This is a genomic window from Chloroflexus islandicus (genome assembly GCF_001650695.1).
In the GTDB taxonomy this organism is placed as follows: domain Bacteria; phylum Chloroflexota; class Chloroflexia; order Chloroflexales; family Chloroflexaceae; genus Chloroflexus; species Chloroflexus islandicus.
Window position 1 is genome coordinate 17,853 of record NZ_LWQS01000041.1, and the last position, 19,662, is coordinate 37,514.

Genomic DNA, 19,662 nt, shown 5'->3' on the forward strand with positions numbered 1-19,662 from the left:
CGTGTATCACCTTTGCGTTCTTCGCGTCTTTGCGTTTAATCTCAGCGCCTTTGCGTCACCCCGCGCCGAGATATTTGTCGATCGTGGCGTGGTCATGCACCAGATCAGCCATACGTCCGTGTTGCACGCTGCGCCCATCATCGAGAATGTAGTACTCATCGGCCAACTGCGCGGCCATCGCGAAGTTCTGCTCAACCAGCAAGATCGTCGTTTCGGCGGCCATTTGGCGCAGCGCGGCGACAATCTGCTCGACGATGATCGGCGCTAACCCTTCGCTCGGTTCGTCGATCAACAACAGCCGGTTATCGGCCACCAACGCGCGCGCGATCGCCAGCATCTGCTGTTGGCCGCCCGACAGCTTGCCGCCCGGATGGCGGTAAAACCGCTTGAGATCGGGGAACAGCGCCATAATGAAATCGCTGCGCTTGGCCAGATCGCCGCGTTTGCGCTCGGCCAGCCGCAGATTCTCTTCGACGGTCAGATCGCGAAAGATGGCGCGATGTTCGGGCACGTACCCGACGCCAAGCTGGGCAATCTCGTAGGCTGGCCGGCCATTGATCGGTTCGCCGGCGAGGCGAATGCTGCCGCTGCGCGGCGGATTGAGCCCCATGATCGAGCGCAGGGTGGTCGTCTTGCCGGCCCCGTTGCGGCCTAGCAGCGCCGTAATGCTGCCGGCGCGCACCTTTAGCGACACCCCTTCCAGAATGTGGAATTGGCCGATAAAGGTATGGATCGCATCAACTTCGAGCAACACGTCACTCATGGTTGCCCTCCGGCGAAGGCCGTGCCCAGATACGCCTCGCGCACTGCCTGATTGGCGCTGATCGCCGCCGGACTGCCCTCTGCCAGCACGCGCCCTTGATGCATGACGGTTATCGTCTCGGCGAGACTCATGACGACAGACATATTGTGTTCAACGATCAAGATGGTTTTGTTCGTTCCTTGCCGGATGCCGCGCAACAGATCGAGCAACATTGGCACCTGTTCGGTCGCCATACCGGCGGTCGGCTCATCGAGCAGGAGAATGTCGGCGTCGCCAGCCAGCAGAATCGCCAGTTCGAGCCGGCGTTTGTCGCCGTGCGGCAGGGTGGCGGCAATTTGCAAGGCCCGCTCGTGGAGGCCAACTTGATGCAAGGCCGCTAACGCGCGCTCGGTGTAGGCCCGCAACTTGGCGGCGCTCGTCCACAGCCGGAAGTTGTCACGCCCGCGCGCTTGCGCCGCCAGCCGCACGTTTTCCAGCACCGTCAGCGTTGGGAAGATGTTGGTGATCTGGAACGAGCGCCCAATGCCGAGGTGCGCCATGCGGTGCAGCGGCACGCGCGTAATGTCTTGCCCGCGCAGCAGCACTCGCCCTGCGGTTGGTTTGATGTAGCCGCTGATCAAGTTAAACAGCGTCGTCTTCCCAGCGCCGTTCGGGCCAATGATGGCGTGAATACTGCCGGCGCGCACCTGTAGATCAACCTGATCAACGGCGCGTAAGCTGCCGAAGTCGCGGGTGAGGCGGTGCGTTTCGATAATCCAATCGCTCACGTAGACTCCTTGGGGTGTCCCCTCGCACTCTGCATTGCGTTGCCCCGCGTGGGGGATCATCAACCAGAAGCCGGTTGCTGGGAGTGCGGCAGTTTGACTGCCGCACTCCATACGCACGTTTCAACCTACGGGCACCGGTTCATCGCTGCCGGCACCATACAGGGTGGCGCGGTCTGCTCAGGCGTGAACAGCGTCACCAGCTCGAAGAACTTGAAGTCGGGATCGTTGGTGTTGAGCAGGCGCACCAGCGTCATCGGCTGCAAGAGCACGTGATCTGATGCGCGCACGGTGTACGTACCCTTCGGCCCGTCGAAGGTCATGCCTTCGAGCGCGGCGATCATCCCCTCAGCCGCCGGATCGCCCTTAGTCGCTTCCAACGCCTTGACCAGCATAATCGCCGCGTTGAAGCCGCTCTCGGTGAAGAGATCGGGAGGCGTGCCGTAAGCTGCTTTGTGGCGCTCGGTGAGCCACTTGTTCACCGGATTGTCGAACAGGCTGTAGTGGTAGACGCTCACACCGACCGAGCCGATTGCGTCGGCGTAGCCGTTGACCATGGTCTGGTTGTCGCCGAAGCCGGTGGCAACCGTCATCACGTCGAACACACCCAGTTGCTGCATCTGCTGGAACATCGGCACGAAGCCGGTGCCTGACCACGTGACGATCAACACTTCCGCTCCCGAATCGAGCAACTGGTTGATGTAGGGCGTGAAGTCGGTGGTGTCCGGCGGGGCAAAGACGGTGCCGGCGCCCTCAGCGGTGTCATTGAGCACAAACTCACCGCCAAGCGCCTTCACCGTGAGATAGAACGCGCCTGCCGAGCCGCGCCCGAAGGCGTTGTCTTGGGCAATCTGGATGAACTTCTTGCCGGTCTGCAAGAGTGCGGCGCTCATCGTCAGCGCGTCTTGCACACTGGTGCGTCCGGCGCGGAAGGTGTAGATGTTGAAGTTGTCGCCGGTGAGGGCGGGGGTCGCTGCCGGCGCAGCGATGTAGATAATCTTGTTTTCGGCGGCCACAGCCGAGATCGCCAGCGCCACCGGCGAGCTGGGCGAACCGACCAGCACATCGGCCCCGTCGCTCTCGATCGCTTCGCGGGCCAGCGCGACGCCGGTCTCAGGGTTGCTGGCGGTGTCTTTCACCACCACCTTGATCGGGCGGCCAGCCACCGCATTCGTACCGTTGGTTGCATACTCCAACCCGAGCGTAAAGCCACGCTCAAGCATCGGGCCGTAGATGGCGAGCAGGCCAGAGTTGTCGGTCATCAAGCCGACCACAATTGGTTCACCGGTAGCGGCTGCGGTGGGTGCGGCGGTCGGCTGCGGGGCCGCGGTGGGTGCGGCGGTTGGTTGGGGCGCGGCGGTGGGTGCAGCGGTCGGCTGCGGGGCCGCGGTTGGCTGCGCGGTCTGGCCGCCGCCACAGGCGCTCAGCGCCAGCGCAAGAATCACTAACAACGTCATGGCAACACGGCGGACAAAGTGGGTACTCTGCATTGAACGGTCTCCTTCGACTAACCTTTTCCTATCACCAGCGGGTTGACAAGGGATGAACGACGTTTCCTGTGCGGGTTGCTGCTCTCCCGCACCAGCTTCGTTCGCACCCTCCGTCTACCCGAACAACAAATCAGGGTTGCGCCCTGCTTCTCTACCTCGGCGCCATCACAATCGCCTCGCCATCGGCAATCAGGCGACCATCAGCGCCGGTACAGCGCGTCTGGAACGTCACCAACGGTTTGTCGGCGCGGATGTGGGTAATCGTTACCGTCGCGGTTAACGCTTCGCCGGCACGCGCCCGATCGACAAAGGTCAGGTCTTGTTTGAGATAGACCGAACCGGAACCGGGCAATTCCACGCCGAGCAGGTAGGAAAAGAGCGCGCCGATCAGCGGCTCCGGCACGGTCTCGCCCGGCTGGTCGCCGCAGAGCGCAGCGTATTCGGCGATCAGGTCGTGATCGAACACCCGCTGCGTCGTGGCCTGCATCCCAACAGCAAGCTGTTTCACAGGTCTGCCTCCGTCATCATGGCGCGTTGCCGGTCAAGAAAAGCGTTGAGACCAATGCTCGCTTCGATTGACCGGATCTGCGCGCAAAACAATTCCCGTTCACGATCCAGTTCGGCGGCCAACCGGTCGCGTTCACTCCAGAGCAGCCGGCGGGTGCAGGCGATGCTCCCCGGTAACTGCGCCGCCATTTGGTGGGCCACGGCTTGCGTCTCTTCAGCGAGGTGGCTGGCCGGTACGAGCCGGTTGGCCAAGCCCCACGCTACCGCTTCCTCTGCGCTGATCGAGCGTTCGAGCAGCAGCGCCTCGGCGGCGCGCCGTTGGCCGATCAAGCGCGGCAGGAGCGTTGCCCAACCCCCTTCCGGGCTGAGGCCGAGGGTGGTAGTGTAGGCGGTGAAACTGGCTTCCGGCGCGACCAAGACCACATCGGCAGCCAGCACCAGCCCCATGGCGCTGCCGTTAGCCGGCCCCTGCACGGCGACGATCAACGGCGCCGGCAGATCGATCAACTCCAGCATCACGCGGTGCAATTGCCGCAGCAATTCATCGGCGTACAATACACGCTCAGCGTGACCGGCTAAGCTGGCGATGTCGATCCCGCGCGAGAACGACGGCCCAGCGGCTTGCAAGATCACTGCCCGCACGCCGTGGTGGTGGCGCGCGGCGGCGAGCGCATCCAGCAGCGCGGCCAGCAATGCTGGCGTGAGCGGGTTGTGCTGCGCTGGCTGGTTGAGCGTGATCGCCACCACTGGGCCGTCAGGTTGGATGGTCACAACGTCATGCATGGGTGATCTCGATCACCGTCTCGCCGCTGCACGCAACTTTGCCGTCGCTGCGCACGACGCTCACCGCGCACCGAAGCTGGTGGCCATCGCTTTCCAGCACCTCGACGACGATCTCGATCGTTTCACCGGCGAACACCGGGTTGGTGAAACTGAGGGTCTGGCTGCGCTGCACGCCGGTTGGCGCCAGTGTGCGCAGCGCGGCCCTGATGTAGCCGTACAGCAACATGCCGTGGGCGATGGTGCGGCCAAAACGGGTGGTCGCCGCTACCGCCGGATCAATATGGATTGGGTTGGTGTCACCGCTCACCGCCGCAAAGCGATCGATGTCCGCTTGGCTGATGGTGTGCGCGCGGTTGTACCGCGTGCCGGTTGGGATTGGCGTCATACGGATGTCCTTGACGTATCTCGTGTGAACACAGCACGCTGTGGCTGCACGGGACACAGCACGCTGTGTCCCTACGGGGTGCGTTGCCAATGTGCCGTCAATAATGCGACGAACCGGTCGGGCGCTTCGAGGTTGGCCGAATGGCCCACCCCGGCGATGATCTGCGGTTCGACCCCCAATGCCGCGGCGGCGCGTTTGACCGTCTCGGCGGTGACGAGCGGGTCTAGTTCGCCGCCCATCACCAGCGCCGGCGCGCCAATCTGCCGCAAGGCGTCACCCGGTTTCCATGCGCGGAGGGCGTTGATCGCGCCGTTGGCTGCGCTGAGCCGCTGGCTATGCCCGATCGCGACTAACTCGCGCCAGAGATCGTCTTCCGGCGCGGTTGGCGCCATCGCCTTGATCGCCTGCGCAAAGAAATCGGGGTTGTCTTTCAGCAGTTGCTGCCGCTCGGGTTGGTACACTTCGTCGGGCATACCATCCACCCACGGCGGGGCCAGCACGGCAATCGTCAGCACACGATCGGGCCGGTCAAGGGCGGCTTGCAACACCACCGCCGCCCCCAGCGAGTGACCAACCAGATGGCACCGTTCAATCCCCAGCGCATCGGCGAAGTTCCACAGGTCGGCGGCCAACGACGGCATCGTGTAGTCGTTGTCAGGCCCCTGCGTCGCTCCGCGTCCGCGCAGGTCGGGGGCCAAGCCGCGGTAGCCGGCGGGCAACCGTTCGAGCACCCGCAGCCACCAGCCGCTGCTGGCCCAATTGCCATGCACGAAGATGACCGGTTCGCCGTGGCCATAATCGAGATAATGCACATCGAGATCGCCGGCTTTGATGGTGGGCATAGGCCCTCCTTCCTCTTCCCTACCCTTGGCCTGCCAAATGCGCATGAAAAGCTGCGTTAAACTGCTCTGGATATTCGATGTACGGCGTGTGGCCGCAATTCTCAAACACCACTTCGCGGTACGAGCCACCGGCGGCAGCGTAGCGTTCGAGCACGGCGCGGGTCTGGCTGATCATCGGCTGCGGCGGATGCGCTTCGGCGCCGGGCCAGTCGGGCAACACGCCAAGTTGGCCGAGCGTGCCGACGTCGAACAGCGACATATCGCTGACGATCTGGTCATCGGCGCCGCGCACCCACAAGATCGGCGGCTTGGGATCGGCTGCCACAAAGCGTTCGACCGAGTCACCCACATACAGGGGTGAGATGGCGTTGATCGGCCCCCACACTCCCGGCGCGATCCCCGGCCAGTTAGGTGACGGCTTGAAGTCGCCGGGGTAGCGCTGCGGCCCAACCTTCTCGCTGAGCAGCGAGAGCAGCAGCGCCTCTTCGCGGGCCGGGCGGAAGGGCGGTTTCCAGTAGTAGGTGTTCATCACCACCCGCGGCGCCGCCACCCCTGCCTCTTCGGTGGTATCACCCGCCGCCATCCGCTCAACAAATGCTTGATTCACCGTACCGCCACCCGATCCAGCTCCGTCCGGCCAGCAGAGTTCACCGTTCAGCCCTTTGCAGCCGCCGAAGCCGTAGGGCGAGCCGGGAGCAGCCAGCGTGGCGGTGATGATCCGCTGCGGCGCGGCAGCGATCAGGTTGAACAGCACCACGCCGCCGAGCGAGTGACCAACCGCGTGACAACGCTCAATGCCGAGTGTGTCGAGCAGGGCGAGCAGGTCATCCACCCAATCGCCACACCCGCGAGTAGCGTCGATCAAGAGGTCTTCGGTCTCGCCGTAGCCGCGCAGGTCAGGCGCAATCGCGCGGAAACCCGCCGGCAAGGCTAGCATCGTCTCTTCCCAGAAGGTCGCCGACGACGCATTGCCATGCACGAAGAGCACCGGCTCGCCGTCAGCCGGGCCGCTGCTGAGGACGTGCATCTGCAAGCGTGGGGTTTGCACCATGGTGGACGTGATTCCGGGCAGGGTGGGAATGTTGCTCATGCTATGCTCCATTCGTTATGACGATACACCGGTTCTTCCTCCAGCAGGAGGATGTTTACCGCAGAGGGCGCAGAGACCGCAGAGGGTAAAGAACCGCCTCCCCCCCGGCCCTGAAGGGCCGGGCTATGTTTACGAAGCCCGCTGCGCGGGCTGATGAGTCTCACCTCCCATCCCTGCTCCCCTCTAGCACACCCCCTCCGCACTCCCCTCCCCCAGCGGGGGAGGGGCTGGGGGTGGGGGCATTCACCCCAGCGGGGATGGGGGCATTCAACCCAGCGAAACGACCTCACCCCTCAGCGCTCGCGGCGTTACCTCCATCCTGTTGAAACATCCGCTTTAACGCCTGCTTGTCAATCTTGCCGGCCCCGGTCTTGGGCAGTTCGGGAAGGGTCACAACCCGTTTCGGCAGCTTATAGCGGGCCAAACGCGCGCCGGCAAACGCGAGCAGGTCTTGGTCAGAGAAGTCGCTGCCGGGGCGCACCACCACTGCCGCCCACCCCACTTCGCCCCAGTGCGGGTCGGGCATCCCCACCAGTGCCACTTCGGCGACGGCCGGGTGCCCGGCTAAGACGCTCTCAACCTCGGCGGGATAGATGTTTTCGCCGCCAGAGATGATCACATCTTTCAACCTGCCGACAATGCGATAACATCCATCGGTATCAACACTGGCCAGATCGCCAGTGCGCAGCCAGCCATCCACAAAAGCCGCCGCCGTCTCGGCAGGCCGCCGCCAATAGCCGGCGCAAACGTGCGGGCCGCGAATCTGCAATTCGCCGACTTCGTCCGGGCCGCAGAGGCGGCCATCACTCGCTACCACCCGCACATCGATAAACATCAGCGGATAGCCGACCGCTCCCGGCTTGGCCCGCACCAGCTCCGGCGGCAGCCAGAAGGTGTTGGGGCCGGCTTCGGTCAGGCCGTAGCCGGTCTTAAAGTCAATGCCGCGCTCCCAGAAGGCGTGGAAGACCGGTTCGGGGCAGGGTGCGCCGCCGCTGATCACGATCCGCATACGGCTGAAGTCAACCGTCGGCCAGCGCGGGTGTTGTTGCATAGCGATGAACATCGTCGGTACGCCGAAGAACAGGGTGGCTGGGCCGTGATCAATCAGATCGAAGACCTGATCGACATTGAAGCCGCGACAGACGATCGAGGCGCCGCCGATTTGCACGAGTGGCGCGGTAAAGACGTTGAGGCCACCGGTGTGGAAGAGGGGCGCGTTAAGGATGGCCACATCGTCGGGCCGCAACTGCCAGCTCATCACCGTATTGACCGCGTTGGCGGTAATGCTACGGTAGGTGAGAATGGCCCCTTTTGGCAAGCCGGTGCTGCCGCCGGTGTAGCAAATGACCCACGGATCGTTCCAGCTCAGCGTGACCGGGGTGCATTCGGCGGGCAACGTGTCGCGTTGGGCAATGGTTGGATCGGATGGATCGGCGGGTGGCGCGCCGTCAATTGCCAGCCAGTGCGCGACCGATGGCGCTTGCGCGCGCAGGGTGAGCGTCATGGCGGCGTATTCGGGGCCATACGCCAGCACCTTCGGCTCGCCATCGGCGATCAAATCGCTCAGCTCGGCAGCGGTCAGCCGCCAGTTGAGCGGTTGCAGGATCGCGCCGAGTTTCGCGCAGGCAAACCACAGATCGAGCAGATCGACGCAGTTTTGGGCCAACGTCGCCACCCGATCGCCCCGCTCAACACCCAACGCGCGCAGCAGATTGGCGGTGCGGTTCGCCACCGCATTCCACTCGCCGTAAGTGATTGGGCGCATGCCATGCTGGGCATCGAACAGCGCCACCGTATGCGGTGACAACTGTGCGCGCCGGCCCAGCCAGTCGCCAAGGTTCATCACGTCCATGTGTTCTGTGCGGCGTCGCCGCCGCGATACGCGCAGATGCGCAACGTGTAGCCGGGGATTTGTGGTTGAGGGTAGCAGAAGGGGGTTGCGCGGCGGTTACAAATCGGTAACAGGCGGTAGGGTGGCGTCACCGGCGCGCAGCCGTTCGGCTAAGGCGAGCGTGATCGGCGCTGGTTCCACCTCTAATTCGCGCGCCAGATTATCTACGCAGCGTTGGAAGACGCGCAAGGCGGCGGCGCGATTGCCTTGGCGAGCATGGGCCAGCATCAACAGCCGGTAGGCCCGCTCCCAACAGTTGTCGTAGCCAAGCATGCGTTCAGCGAGGGCAATCACCTCTTCGTCGCGCCCCTGCTCGGCCAGCGCCTGCGCTAGCCGGTCGGCGCTGCGCAAGAAGGTATTGCGCAACCGTTCCCGCTCGGCTTCGGCCCAACTCTCGTAGAGCGCGTCGGGCAAAAAGTCGCCGTGGTAGAGCTGCAAGGCCGCTTGCAGCCGCTGAATGCCGGCCTCGGTGCGGCCTTGATCGAGCAAGCGCAACCCATCGGCGCAGCCGGCGCTCAATTCAGCGCAATCGAGCCAGATATCGGCGGTGGGACGCAGCCGGTAGGCGCTGCCGTCGCGCGCAATGAACGATGAGGTCGCCTCGCTGCGACTCGGTTCGAGCACCCGGTAGAGCGCGCTCAGCGCCACCTTAAAATCACGGATCGCGGCTTCGGGGGCGAGGTGCGGCCACAGCATCTCAGCCAGCTCTTCGCGTTGCAACCAGCGGCTGCGATGGGCAATCAACGCCTGCAAGAGCTGGCGCGCCTTGTCGCGCTGCCATTCACGGGCCTCGATTTCGTGATCGCCGCGCCACACCCGAAACGCTCCCAGTGTCTGCACCCGCAATTGGTAGCCGGGGTGCGCCTCCAACCCGCGCAGACCGAGCGTCGCTAACAAGCGTTCGATATAGTCGCGGTGATGGCCGCGCGCGCGGGCCGCCAGCACGACCGGCAGCGCGCGGCGCGGGTCGGTGAGACCGAGAAAGGTGGGGCGGGTGAAGAGGTAGTCGTAGCCGTGGGTGGCGCTGAGATCAAGCGCCTCGTTGATGGCAGCGATCGCCGCCGCATCCTGCCGTTGCTCGTGATAGGCAAGGGCTAGCCAGAGCGCCGCCGCCGCTTGACCGAACCGATCGCTGCACGCGCGCAGATCGGCGCGGGCGGCTAACAGCACCTCGTGCGCCCGTTCCACCTGCCCAGCGATCAGATGGCTCACGCCGCGTTGCAGTTGGATCATCGCGCCTAACCAGAGATCGCCGGCCCACCGGCAGAACGCTTGGCCATCGGCGGCAGCGCTCTCGGCGGCGGCCAGATCGCCGGCCAAACCGTAGAGGCGCGTCAACCCCCACAGCGGTTCCACCCGCAGCCGATCAACCCCCAAGGCATTGCCTTCGGCCAAGGCTTTGCGGTAGTAGTCGAGCGCGTGGTCACGGGCGGCTGCCCCGGCAGTGGCGCTCTGCAACAACCACGCATGGCCAAGCCGGGCGTAGGCGACCGAGGTAATAAAGCGGGAATTGCGTTCAACCCCCACTTGCACCCCCTCGCTAGCCATCGCCAGCGCCTGATCCACATCACCTTCAAACGCAGCGATCAAAGCCAGCACCAGCGCCGCTTCGCGATGGCCGCGCGGGGCCGGGGTCGCGCCGCGCGCTGTGGCCACCCGCTCGTGATCGCGCCACGCCTGCAACAAGGCTCGCGCCGCCGCCAACTGGCCGGTGCGCAGCTTAACCCGCGCACTGAGCAGGTCAGCCGCCGGACTAGCCGCGCGCAACTGGCTCGCTTGCTGCTGCAAAGCTTCGGCCTCGGCGGGTTGGCCCATATTGAGCTTATTCTCGGCCAGCAATTCCAGCACGCGGGCGCGGGCCACCTGATCCTCCAACCCCTCGCTGACCCGCAGCGCCTCTTGCAACACACTCTCGGCTTGGGCCGGCTGCACTTGATCGATGTAGACCAGCGCCTGCCCGTACAGCGCGCGGGCCAGCTCGGCCCGATCACCCTGCTGGCGGCTGGTTGCTTCAGCTTGGGCATACCAGTTCCGGGCCTCGTCGAAGCGGGCGCGCAGCCGGTAGAGGTCGCCGAGGTAGCATTGCAGCCGGGGCCGGTTGGCGATCAACTCCGCCGGCAGCGCATCAATCCAGCCAGCGACGGTATCGAGCCGGCCATTGCGCAACGCCTCTTCACCGGCGGCCTCAATCGCATCAGCGGCGATCGCGCCTTCACCGGCGGCGAACCAGTGATAGATGGCCTCTTCGGCGAGGCCGGCGGCAGCGTAGTGCTGCGCTGCCCGCCGGTGGCGCGCCGCCAAATCGGGATCGTGGCGGGTCTGCTGGCGCAAAAAGTCGTGAAACAGGTGATGGTAACGATAATGATCGGCCCCCAAGTCAACCACAAAGAGATCGCGATCACGCACCTGCGCCAACAGTTCGGCGCTGTCAGCGGCTTGGCGCACCGCATCGCAAGCCGCCGCGGTCAGCACCCGCAACGGCGCCGTCGCGCGCAAAAAGGCGGCAATCTCTGGCGGCTGGCGATCAAGCACATCGCAGGCCAGAAAGTCGAATAACGCCACCAGCGAAGCTGGGCCGTTCGCCAGCACTTCGGCCACGCTCCGCGCCTGCCCGCCGCGCAACCCCTGCCAAACCAGTTGCAACGCAATCGGCCACCCTTCCGTCTGGTGGCTAAGCAGATCAACATCGGCGGCGCTCAACGGCATGCCAAAGACCTCGGCGAAGAGCGCAGCAATCTCATCGCGAGTAAAAGCCAACGCCTCGCGGTGCAATTCCAGCACCTCGCCGCGCGCGCGCCAGCGCACCAGCTCGCCGCTGACAATCGGGTAGCGAGTGGCAATCAACAAGCTCAACCACGGCGGCGCGTAGGTAATCAGCCGTTCGGTCAAGGCGCGGATCTCGGCGGATGCCGTCACGAAGTGGTAGTCATCGAGAATGAGCAGGGTTGGCCGGGGATCAACGCCGGCCAGCGCATTCAGCAACCCATCGAGCGCCTGCGTCCACGCCGTCCGGTCAGCGGGACGGGCATGCAGCGCCGCCAGCGCTTCCGGCGCGCCTTGCGGCAACACCGGCGCGCAGGCCGCAGTCAGATAGGTCAAAAACGTCACCGGATCGCGGTCGCTCTCGCCAATCGTATACCAGCAGACGGTCTGCGCACTGGCCGCCAGCTCAGCCAGCGCCGTGGTCTTGCCATAGCCAGCGCCGGCCTGCACCAGCGTCACCCGATAATCAAACGCCTCGCGCAAGCGCGCCGTGACTGCCGGGCGCACCAGCCGGTAACGGTGCGGTCGCGGCGGCGCGACTTTAGCCTGCAACAACACTGTCTCCTCACGCGCCATCGCCATAGCGGTATGGTGATACAGGGCCACTGATGGTACCGAGTATTATACCAGCAGCGCGACGGGCAGCGGCGGCGCAGAGGGTTTGGTGGGGAATAGCCACAAAGAGACACAAAAGGGGAATAGCCACGAAAAGACACAAAATACACAAAAACGTACAACCTTTTGTGCCTTTTGTGTCTTTTTGTGGCTATTCGGTTCCGTGCCCCCACCCCGTGCCCCTCCCCCGCTGGGGGAGGGGTACGCGGCTCCTCCCCACAGCGGGGGGAGGCTGGGAGGGGGGCATCGTCCTCCCCGGTTGTCATTGCGAGCGGAGCGCAGCGCAGCGAAGCAATCCCCCGCGAGCACGGAAGCGGAACCTTGCCGCCGCAGGGGGAGCGTGCTGTGGGCGCTGACGGTACATAGACCCTCACCCCCAACCCCTCTCCCGCAATGCGGGAGAGGGGCGCTGCTGCGTTCCGCTCAAGCAATGCCTTACCCGTCCATCGCGCGGCTCCCCCGCTCCCGCCGTCAGGTGGGAGCGGGGGCTGGGGGGTGAGGGCCAGCCCGCTGCGCGGGTGGAATAGCCACGAAAAGACACAAAACGCACAAAAACGTACAACCTTTTGTGCCTTTTGCGTCTCTTTGTGGCTATTCGGTTCCGTGCCCCCACCCCGTGCCCCTCCCCCGCTGGGGGAGGGGAAGCGATACCTTTCAGGGAGCCTGTTCCGCTGAAGCAGGAGATTGCTTCGGGCGCTCCGCGCCCTCGCAATGACAAAAGATCGGCAGCGCCGCCTCCCGCCTGTCATTGCGAGCGCAGCGAAGCAATCCCCCGCGAGCACGGAAGCGGAACCTTGCCGCCGGAGGGGGAGCGGGCTTCGGGCGCTGGCGGTACATAGACCCTCACCCCACATCCCCTCTCCCGCAACGCGGGAGAGGGGCGCTGCTGCGTTCCGCTCCTGCCATGCCTCGCCCGCCCATCGCGCGGCTCCCCCGCTCCCGCCGTCAGGTGGGAGCAGGGGCTGGGGGGTGAGGGCCAGCCCGCTGCGCGGGTGGAATAGCCACGAAAAGACACAAAACGCACAAAAACGTACAACCTTTTGTGCCTTTTGCGTCTCTTTGTGGCTATTCGGTTCCGTGCCCCCACCCCGTGCCCCTCCCCCGCTGGGGGAGGGGAAGCGACCCCTGTCAGGGAGCCGGTTCCGCTGAAGCAGGAGATTGCTTCGGGCGCTCCGCGCCCTCGCAATGACAAAAGATCGGCAGCGCCGCTCTCCGGTTGTCATTGCGAGCGGAGCGCAGCGCAGCGAAGCAATCCCCCGCGAGCACGGAAGCGGAACCTTGCCGCCGCAGGAGGAGCGTGCTGTGGGCGCTGACGCGCCCTCGCAATGACATTATTCCCTCCGCGTCCTCTGCGCCCTCTGCGGTAAAAAAGACACAAAAAGCCCAAAAACGTACAACCTTTTGCGCCTCTTTGTGGCTATTCCTGCCCCCCTTTGCCTATTCCCCGCCACCTACGGTATACTGCATAGCGGCGTAGTCTTCTGAACTAAGGAGCACTGGCTATGAGCAGCGCAATGATCGGTGTAATCGGCGGCAGCGGGCTGTACGCAATGCCTGATCTCAAAAACCCGGAAGAGGTGCGCCTGACGACGCCGTTTGGCGATCCGAGCGATGCGTTTATCATCGGTGAATTGGAAGGCCGGCGGGTGGCGTTTTTGCCCCGGCACGGGCGTGGCCATCGCCTCAATCCCAGCGAAGTGCCGGCGCGGGCCAATATCTATGCCTTTAAGCTGTTGGGCGTGCGGGCGCTGATCTCGGTCAGCGCGGTCGGTTCGCTGCGCGAAGATTACGCTCCCGGTCACGCGGTTATTCCCGATCAAATTTTCGATCGCACCAAGGGCATCCGTCCCGCTACCTTCTTTGAGGGTGGCGTCGTGGCCCATGTCGGCTTCGACCGGCCCTTCTGCCCAAACCTCAGCAACATTCTCTTGCATGCCGCGCAAGCTGCCGGTGCGGTAGTGCATCAGGGCGGGACGCTGGTGGTGATGGAGGGGCCGCAGTTTTCGACCAAGGCGGAGAGTGAAGAAAATCGCCGCCGCGGCCATAGCCTGATCGGGATGACGGCGCTGCCCGAAGCTAAGCTGGCCCGTGAGGCTGAGATTGCCTATGCTACGCTGGCGATGGTGACGGATTACGATGTTTGGCATCCCGAACACGATGCGGTGACGGTTGAGCAAGTGATTCGGGTGCTGAATGCGAATGTGGCTCTGTCGCAGCAGATTGTGCGCTTGGCGGTGGCTCAGATCGATGAGAACTTTACCAGTCCGGCTCACGATGCGCTGCGCCATGCGATTATCACCCATCCTGATTATATTCCCGCCGCGGTCAAAGAGCGGTTAGCGCCGATTGCCGGCCGGTATTGGTCGTAACATGACATCCCAATCTGAGATTCGGATTATCCCGTTGCGCGGCATTGGCGAGGTGCGGCCGGGTGATGATCTGGCCGCCATCCTCGCCACGGCGATCGATGATGTTGGCGGATTAGTCGCCGGTGATATTCTGGTCGTCACCCAAAAGATAGTCTCGAAGGCCGAGGGCCGGCTGGTTGATCCGGCTACGATTGAGCCGTCGCCGTTTGCCCATCAGATTGCCCGCACCGCCAAAAAAGACGCCCATTATCAAGAGGTGGTCTTGCGCGAGAGCAAGCGTATCGTTAAGATGGCGAATGGCGTGCTCATTACCGAAACCCATCACGGGTTTGTCTGCGCCAACAGCGGGGTTGATGAGTCGAACGTCGATGGCGGGAGGCGGTTGGCGTTGCTGCCGGTTGATCCCGACGCCAGCGCCGCTGCGTTGCGCGCCGCCTTGGCTGCCCGCTACGACCACGCGCCGGCGGTGATCATTACCGATACCTTTGGCCGGCCATGGCGTGAAGGGCAGGTTAATGTCGCGATCGGCGTCGCCGGCATTGCCCCGCTGCGCGATTTCGCCGGTGTTGCTGACTCCTACGGCTATACAATGCAGGCCACGTTGATCGCCGTCGCCGATGAGCTGGCCGCTGCCGCCGAGCTGGTGATGGGCAAGATCGATCGCGTGCCGGCGGCGCTGGTGCGCGGCTACCAGTACCAACCGAGCGAGACCGCCACTGCGCGCCAGTTGATCCGCGATCCCCGCTTTGATCTGTTCCGATGATGGTTCTAGAGGTGTGTCAGAGGACGCGGAGGATATGTGCGAGTCCTCTGCGTCCGCTGTGGTGAAAACCTATGGACTTTTTGACGCTGGCCCAAACTCGCCGCACTGTGCGCGCCTTTTTGCCTGACCCGCCGCCACGGGCCGCCATCGAGCAAATCCTCACCGCCGCCAGTTGGGCGCCATCGCCCCACGGTCGCCAGCCGTGGCGGTTTGTAGTGGTTGAGTCGGCTGAACGTAAAGCGGCCTTGGCTGAGGCGATGGGTGAGGCGTGGCGCTACCACCTCGGCCTCGACGGTCACGATCCAGCGACGATTGAGCAGCGGCTGCAACGCTCGCGGGAGCGGGTGCTCAATGCGCCGGTGATCATTATTCCCTGCCTTTATCTGAACGATCTGGATGTCTATCCCGATCCTGACCGCCAAGCTGCTGAGACCACGATGGCCATCCAGAGTTTGGGGTGCGCGGTGCAGAATATGCTCTTGGCGGCATTTGCGCTCGGCTTGGCCGCAGGTTGGATGTGCGCGCCCTTGTTTGCGCCGGCGGCGGTGCGGGCTGCGCTTGATTTAGCCGATGATCTGCACCCGCAGGCCCTGATTCCCATCGGCTATCTAGCCCAAGAACCGAAACGCCGTCCGCGCCGGCCATTGAGCGAGTTGGTGGTTGGGTGGATGTGACCGTGCGTTACGACGCCCCGCCAATATCTTGCCGGCTGAGCGTGCGGTAGGCGCTGTAGCCAAAGATCGCGCTGTAGACGACGATCACGATGATCGCCTGCCATTGCGACGGCAACAGGTTGAGATCGAGCGCCGAGGTCAGCACGCTTTGATCTAGTCCGAACATCCGGCTGTTTTCGACCACGAGCCGGTTGATGTTCGGTTGCAGTAAGAGATTGACCAGCGTGCGGATCAGCGGATCGACGGCGCCGATCGTGTTGAGCGAGCCGGCGCTGACATCAAAGGCAAGAAAGATCAATCCGCCACCCACGCCGGCAATCACCGAGCGCCCGAAGATGGCGCTGGCAGCGGCAATTAAGGTGTAGGGCAGTATCACCAACAGCGCCCGCAGCATGCCGGCGGGCACCAAGAGCAGGTCAATTACCCTGAACTGCTGCGGCAAGTCGAGGATGCTGCTAAAGAGCAACGCCAGCAAGGCGCCAGTGATCAGCGTTATTACCATCGCAGCCAGCAGGGCGAGTTGCAACGCAACCAGCTTGGCCAACAAGTACGCGCCGCGGTTAGGGGCGCGGGTGAGCAAGATGCGCAACGTGCCCCAATTAAAATCGCTGCCAAAGATTCCTGCGGTCAAGATCACTGCCAGAATGCCGCCGGTGCCGTTGATCGCGCTCAGCATAGCGCCAAACACGCCGGGCAAGCTGAGTTGGCGCTTAATCTGTTCGATCGCCGCCGCGCTGAGCAAGCCAAACGTCACTTCGCCGCCGCTGAAAGTTCCCTCTTGCAGCGCCACCACCAAAAACCAGAGCGTCTGTTGCAAGATGGTCAACGCCAGAAAAATACCCAGCAGCAACAGCGCCATTGGCCGGCGTGCGATCTTCATCCATTCGGCAGCCAGCAGGTTGGTGAACATGGTGCGGGTGTCCACGGTTGGATGCCTTTCGGGTGAGAGCTAGCTGATCCGACTATCGTAAGCCCAGTTCTCTCTTGCGGGGTTGTATGGCGTGCGGCGGTTTGACTGCCGCATGCCATAATTGCTACGGTTCAGCTTTGGTAACGGTCAAGAAAAACTCTTCCAGCGAGTTGTTGCTGGCCCCAATCTCAGCTACCACAATATCGGCTTTGATCAGCAGCGCATTAATCTCGGCAGTGCGATCAGTAGGAGCATCCACGATCAGCGCATCGCCTTGCACAGTGACGCTGCTCACCCATGCCAACCCGCGCAAGAGGCTCACCGCCGGCCCCGGATCGCCCTGTACCCGCACGCGCACGCCTTGCCCGCGTCGCAACAGGGTAGCAACGTCGCCGGACGCAATCAGCTTGCCCTCTTTCATAATCGCCACCCGCTGGCACAGTTGCTCGACCTCGTGCAACAGGTGGCTACAGAGCAAGATGGTGCGTCCGCCGGCAGCCAAATCGCGGATCAGGTTGCGAATCTCGACCGTTCCCGCCGGATCAAGGCCATTGGTCGGCTCATCGAGCATAATCAATTCGGGGTCGGGCAAGAGCGCAGCCGCAATCGCCAGCCGTTGCTTCATCCCCTGCGAGTAGGTGGATACCTTGTCACGCGCGCGATCGCTCAGCTCAACAATCTCAAGCACGCGCTGCACTCGCTCAAGTGGAATGCCGCCGGCGCGGGCCAAGACGCGCAGATTGTCGGCGCCGCTGAGGTAGGGGTAGAACGCCGGCGCTTCGATCATCGCACCTACTCGCTGTAAAGCCAGCGCCGGCTCGCGTTGCACGTCGTAACCGAGCACGATGGCCCGTCCCTTCGTCGGCTTGACCAACCCTAGCAACATGGCGATCGTGGTGGTCTTGCCTGCGCCGTTCGGGCCGAGGAAGCCGAACACTTCACCTTTGCCGACGGTGAGGTTGAGCTGATCGACGGCTAGCCGTTTGCCGTAGCGTTTGGTGAGTTCGATCGTTTCGATGGCGTTCATGGCGCGTTCCGTGGCAGTGTTGCTCGGTCTAATGATACCATAACGAGCCGTGCGGAAGGATACTTTACCGCCGGGACCGCCGTGGGTGCCATAGTTTCCTCTGCGCCCTCTGTGGTAAAAACCTATCCCTCTGCGTCCTCCGCGCCCTCTGCGGTAAAAAACTGCCCTCCGCGTCCTCTGCGGTAAAAAACCTATCCTCCCTCTGCGCCATCCAACAACCGTATCAGCTCTAGATCACTGGCCACCGCCGCCCGCGCTGCCGCCCGCCCACAGAGCGCACCGATCACGTTGCCGGTGCCGTTGTACGCGCCGATCGCCCACACGTTGGGCCGGATCTGGCGCGCAATCGGCAAGATGCTATCCCTGCGATAAGCCACCTGTGCTGCCCACCGCCGTTCAACCGGTGCGCGGCTGCCGATCCGCTCGCGCAGGATCTGTTCCAGCGCAGCTTGCACCGGCGCCGACGGCTGCAGCGGTGCGTCCCATTCCTCGGCGGCAAAGCGATCGCGGCAGCCGCCGAGCGCGATGCGGCCATCGGGCAACTGTTGCCAGTAATCGTAGCCCCAGCGGGTGTAGACGGGGCGTGAGATAGAACAGGCTGGATCAGGCGCGGTAGCCAGCATTTGCAAGCGGGCCGAACGCACAATACCGCGCAGCTCCGGTGCCAGCCGTTCGAGACCGCCATCAACGGCAATAATCACGTGGCGGGCTATGATTCGTCCCTGTGGGCATTGCACGGTTGTGCCTTCGATCGCCAGCGCCGGGGTATGGGTAAAGAGCAATGCCCCGCCTTGCCGGGCTTGCTCGGCTAGCAACCGGCACCGGTGCAGCGGCTGAAACGCGCCATCGGTGGGCAGTAGCAACCCTTCACCCTCTGGGCCGTAGTATGGCTCGACCGGCAAATCATCGGCCCGCATCGCCTGCAACTGAGCGTTACAATCAGCGGCCTCTTCCGGCGAAGCAGCAATGCGCAGCGATCCGGTCAGGCGCACGATTCCCGGCATCGCGGCGGCCATCCGCTCAATTTCGGCGATCGTGAGCCGGTAAATGGCTGCGGCCCGCTCACGCCCGATGGCGGCGACCGCCTCATGGTAAAACGCTGCTAGCCCGGCCAGCAAAAAGCCGCCGTTGCGTCCGGCTGCGCCGCCACCTACTGCGGCGGCATCAATGCCGGCAACACTCACCCCTAGCTCAAGCAACTCGTGGATGCAGGTCAAGCCCGATCCGCCCAACCCGATCACACAGACATCAACTGCAATCGTTTCCGCGAGGGGCGGATAGAGCGGGTCGGGGGCATCGTGCCAAACCGGTTGGTTTTCTGATGAAAGCGAGCGGGTCATTGGCACAACCAGCTTCACACCGGTTCTGACCGGCTTGCCGGCGCTTGCAACCCTTGCCGGAAGATACGCACTACTAAATCCGCCGTCGCCACTGGATCATCGGTTGGCGGCAGATTGCGCCCGCCCACAAACGGAAAGCAGAGCAGCGATGAGAAGGTGCGAATCACATCCACCGGCTGCAAGTCGGCAGCCACTTCACCGGTAGCGATCGCCGCTTCGGCCAAGCGCAAGACGCGCGCTTGCGCTTGCAGCAGTTCGTTGCGTGAATGGGGATGCTTTTCCAGCAGCTCGGCTACTTCCGGCAACCAGAGCTGGTACGCTGCCGCGCGATGTTGGATCTGGAACAACACGCTGGCGTGCAAGAGATCGCAGAGCTGTTCGAGCGGTGACCGATCGGTTGGCTCACCGACCGCCGCGACCGCAAAGAGATCGCGAACGAGGCGCGCAATCATGGCGGCCAGCAAATCTTCACGGGTGGGAAATTGGTTGTAGAGGGTGGGTTTCGAGATGCCAACCCGCGCAGCCAGTTCATCCATTGCCAGCGCGGCAAACCCGCGTTCGGCAATGAATTGCTGCGTCGCGGCGAGGATCTCGTCGCGCAGCATCTGACGGCGGCGTTCACGGAGCGTTGTGCTCATAAGCGTCTATATCAACCGGCCAACGACATTGTTGTCAACCGGAACTAT

Annotated in this window: 17 protein-coding genes; 3 read left to right on the forward strand and 14 right to left on the reverse strand. The window is 63.7% G+C overall.

Annotated features, from left to right (window positions below):
- Positions 1–55: 55 nt before the first annotated feature.
- The 10 genes from A6A03_RS06450 to A6A03_RS06495 form a co-directional block, all read right to left on the reverse strand.
- Entirely contained in the window at positions 56–763 is a 708-nt protein-coding gene (locus A6A03_RS06450; protein WP_066785156.1) for an ABC transporter ATP-binding protein, read from the reverse strand.
- Positions 760–1,530 (reverse strand): ABC transporter ATP-binding protein, encoded by a 771-nt coding sequence (locus tag A6A03_RS06455; protein WP_066785159.1) that lies wholly within the window; start codon positions 1,528–1,530, stop codon positions 760–762. Before A6A03_RS06455 ends, A6A03_RS06450 begins: the two co-directional genes overlap by 4 nt.
- A 125-nt stretch (positions 1,531–1,655) precedes the next feature.
- Positions 1,656–3,017, reverse strand: a complete 1,362-nt coding sequence (locus A6A03_RS06460; RefSeq protein ID WP_066785162.1) for a substrate-binding domain-containing protein — start codon at positions 3,015–3,017, stop codon at positions 1,656–1,658.
- Positions 3,018–3,168: 151 nt separating this feature from the next.
- A complete protein-coding gene (locus tag A6A03_RS06465) occupies positions 3,169–3,525 on the reverse strand; it encodes a hotdog family protein (protein ID WP_156525285.1) in 357 nt (118 codons plus the stop codon).
- Positions 3,522–4,307 carry an enoyl-CoA hydratase/isomerase family protein gene (locus tag A6A03_RS06470; RefSeq protein ID WP_066785165.1) on the reverse strand — a complete coding sequence of 262 codons (786 nt, stop codon included), beginning with the start codon at positions 4,305–4,307 and terminating at the stop codon, positions 3,522–3,524. Before A6A03_RS06470 ends, A6A03_RS06465 begins: the two co-directional genes overlap by 4 nt.
- Positions 4,300–4,692, reverse strand: a complete 393-nt coding sequence (locus A6A03_RS06475; protein WP_066785168.1) for a MaoC family dehydratase — start codon at positions 4,690–4,692, stop codon at positions 4,300–4,302. The genes A6A03_RS06470 and A6A03_RS06475 overlap by 8 nt, the downstream gene beginning before the upstream one ends.
- A 71-nt stretch (positions 4,693–4,763) precedes the next feature.
- Entirely contained in the window at positions 4,764–5,534 is a 771-nt protein-coding gene (locus tag A6A03_RS06480; protein WP_066785171.1) for an alpha/beta fold hydrolase, read from the reverse strand.
- 19 nt (positions 5,535–5,553) lie between these two features.
- Complete coding sequence (locus A6A03_RS06485; RefSeq protein WP_066785174.1) at positions 5,554–6,624, reverse strand: alpha/beta fold hydrolase; 1,071 nt, start codon at positions 6,622–6,624, stop codon at positions 5,554–5,556.
- A 286-nt stretch (positions 6,625–6,910) separates the two neighbouring features.
- Positions 6,911–8,476 carry an acyl-CoA synthetase gene (locus A6A03_RS06490; RefSeq protein ID WP_066785178.1) on the reverse strand — a complete coding sequence of 522 codons (1,566 nt, stop codon included), beginning with the start codon at positions 8,474–8,476 and terminating at the stop codon, positions 6,911–6,913.
- A gap of 96 nt (positions 8,477–8,572) precedes the next feature.
- The gene (locus A6A03_RS06495) at positions 8,573–11,860 is read right to left on the reverse strand and encodes an AfsR/SARP family transcriptional regulator (protein WP_066785181.1); all 3,288 of its coding nucleotides are present in this window, start codon (positions 11,858–11,860) and stop codon (positions 8,573–8,575) included.
- A 1,535-nt stretch (positions 11,861–13,395) separates the two neighbouring features.
- On the opposite strand from A6A03_RS06495, the gene mtnP reads away from it, so the two are divergent.
- The 3 genes from mtnP (at position 13,396) to A6A03_RS06510 (ending at position 15,699) form a co-directional block, all read left to right on the forward strand.
- Positions 13,396–14,262 (forward strand): S-methyl-5'-thioadenosine phosphorylase, encoded by an 867-nt coding sequence (mtnP, locus tag A6A03_RS06500; protein ID WP_066785185.1) that lies wholly within the window; start codon positions 13,396–13,398, stop codon positions 14,260–14,262.
- Between the two features lies 1 nt (position 14,263).
- Positions 14,264–15,025 (forward strand): coenzyme F420-0:L-glutamate ligase, encoded by a 762-nt coding sequence (cofE, locus tag A6A03_RS06505; RefSeq protein ID WP_066785188.1) that lies wholly within the window; start codon positions 14,264–14,266, stop codon positions 15,023–15,025.
- 71 nt (positions 15,026–15,096) lie between these two features.
- A complete protein-coding gene (locus A6A03_RS06510) occupies positions 15,097–15,699 on the forward strand; it encodes a nitroreductase family protein (RefSeq protein ID WP_066785190.1) in 603 nt (200 codons plus the stop codon).
- A 7-nt stretch (positions 15,700–15,706) separates the two neighbouring features.
- On the opposite strand, the gene A6A03_RS06515 is transcribed toward A6A03_RS06510, so the two are convergent.
- From A6A03_RS06515 to A6A03_RS06530, 4 genes are all read right to left on the reverse strand, one after another.
- Positions 15,707–16,624: an ABC transporter permease subunit gene (locus A6A03_RS06515; protein WP_066785192.1), complete on the reverse strand. Its 918-nt coding sequence runs from the start codon at positions 16,622–16,624 to the stop codon at positions 15,707–15,709.
- Positions 16,625–16,733: 109 nt separating this feature from the next.
- Positions 16,734–17,636: an ABC transporter ATP-binding protein gene (locus A6A03_RS06520; protein ID WP_066785195.1), complete on the reverse strand. Its 903-nt coding sequence runs from the start codon at positions 17,634–17,636 to the stop codon at positions 16,734–16,736.
- Between the two features lie 191 nt (positions 17,637–17,827).
- On the reverse strand, positions 17,828–18,976 hold the full coding sequence (locus A6A03_RS06525) for an NAD(P)/FAD-dependent oxidoreductase (RefSeq protein WP_066785198.1): 1,149 nt from the start codon (positions 18,974–18,976) through the stop codon (positions 17,828–17,830).
- 14 nt (positions 18,977–18,990) lie between these two features.
- The gene (locus tag A6A03_RS06530) at positions 18,991–19,614 is read right to left on the reverse strand and encodes a TetR/AcrR family transcriptional regulator (protein WP_066785201.1); all 624 of its coding nucleotides are present in this window, start codon (positions 19,612–19,614) and stop codon (positions 18,991–18,993) included.
- Positions 19,615–19,662: the final 48 nt, after the last annotated feature.

Bases quoted from the DNA above. Each gene is read 5' to 3' on its own strand.
- A6A03_RS06480 (WP_066785171.1), bottom strand. From the start codon at position 5,534: ATGCCCACCATCAAAGCCGGCGATCTCGATGTGCATTATCTCGATTAT.
- mtnP (WP_066785185.1), top strand. From the start codon at position 13,396: ATGAGCAGCGCAATGATCGGTGTAATCGGCGGCAGCGGGCTGTACGCA.
- A6A03_RS06485 (WP_066785174.1), bottom strand. From the start codon at position 6,624: ATGAGCAACATTCCCACCCTGCCCGGAATCACGTCCACCATGGTGCAA.
- A6A03_RS06520 (WP_066785195.1), bottom strand. From the start codon at position 17,636: ATGAACGCCATCGAAACGATCGAACTCACCAAACGCTACGGCAAACGG.
- A6A03_RS06475 (WP_066785168.1), bottom strand. From the start codon at position 4,692: ATGACGCCAATCCCAACCGGCACGCGGTACAACCGCGCGCACACCATC.
- A6A03_RS06470 (WP_066785165.1), bottom strand. From the start codon at position 4,307: ATGCATGACGTTGTGACCATCCAACCTGACGGCCCAGTGGTGGCGATC.
- A6A03_RS06490 (WP_066785178.1), bottom strand. From the start codon at position 8,476: ATGGACGTGATGAACCTTGGCGACTGGCTGGGCCGGCGCGCACAGTTG.
- A6A03_RS06525 (WP_066785198.1), bottom strand. From the start codon at position 18,976: ATGACCCGCTCGCTTTCATCAGAAAACCAACCGGTTTGGCACGATGCC.
- A6A03_RS06530 (WP_066785201.1), bottom strand. From the start codon at position 19,614: ATGAGCACAACGCTCCGTGAACGCCGCCGTCAGATGCTGCGCGACGAG.
- A6A03_RS06450 (WP_066785156.1), bottom strand. From the start codon at position 763: ATGAGTGACGTGTTGCTCGAAGTTGATGCGATCCATACCTTTATCGGC.
- A6A03_RS06510 (WP_066785190.1), top strand. From the start codon at position 15,097: ATGGACTTTTTGACGCTGGCCCAAACTCGCCGCACTGTGCGCGCCTTT.
- A6A03_RS06495 (WP_066785181.1), bottom strand. From the start codon at position 11,860: ATGGCGATGGCGCGTGAGGAGACAGTGTTGTTGCAGGCTAAAGTCGCG.
- A6A03_RS06460 (WP_066785162.1), bottom strand. From the start codon at position 3,017: ATGCAGAGTACCCACTTTGTCCGCCGTGTTGCCATGACGTTGTTAGTG.
- cofE (WP_066785188.1), top strand. From the start codon at position 14,264: ATGACATCCCAATCTGAGATTCGGATTATCCCGTTGCGCGGCATTGGC.